The sequence below is a fragment of the Enterococcus columbae DSM 7374 = ATCC 51263 genome, assembly GCF_000406925.1.
GTDB lineage: Bacteria > Bacillota > Bacilli > Lactobacillales > Enterococcaceae > Enterococcus_E > Enterococcus_E columbae.
Genome location: NZ_KE136347.1, coordinates 866,774 through 867,448, shown reverse-complemented (window position 1 = coordinate 867,448; position 675 = coordinate 866,774). Strand labels below are relative to the sequence as shown.

The window sequence follows — 675 nt, the reverse complement described above, 5'->3', positions numbered from 1 at the left end:
AACGACTTACCAAGATTTAGTCAAACAAGCGAGCCAAACGATTCACTATACTGGCGCAGGCGAACAAACACCAAAAGACCATGTAACAATCAACGGAAAAGCCTTTACGAGAAGTGTTACGGTAGACAAAGTAACGGGTGAAATAATCGCAAGGAGCGCTTGGCAACCAGCGACCGTCACCTTTGAAACTGTGATTAGTCCAGTCGTCTCTGGTTATCAAGTCGATAAGCCGAATGCAGGAGGCTTAGAAGCAACGGTCGAACAACCGGATGTGGTGGATGAAGTGGTTTATGTCCAAGAAGGCACTTTAAGCGTTCGTTATATTGACCAAGATAATCAAAATCAAGAAATCACCGATACAGGCGAAACGATTAGTGGGACTTATGGCGATAAGATTGTTTACTCCACTCAGCCAACGATTGAAAGCCTAGTGAAAAAAGGCTATGAATTGGTTCATGATGGCTTTACTGAAGGTGGGAAGGAATTAGGGAAAGGCAATACTGGCAAAGTCTATGAAGTGATCTTCAAACATGGAACGCAGACCTATACACCAGAACATCCAGGAGTTCCTGGAACACCGATCAATCCAGAAGATCCAACTGGCAGTCAAACACCGCAAGGAACGACTTACCAAGATTTAGTCAAACAAGCGAGCCAAACGATTCACTATACTGG

General features: G+C 44.3%; 1 protein-coding gene. It reads left to right on the top strand.

Annotation, left to right across the window (positions count from 1 at the left end; genetic code table 11):
- Positions 1-675, top strand: a 675-nt coding sequence (locus tag RK02_RS12330; protein WP_016182987.1) for a mucin-binding protein, incomplete at both ends; no start/stop codon positions are given.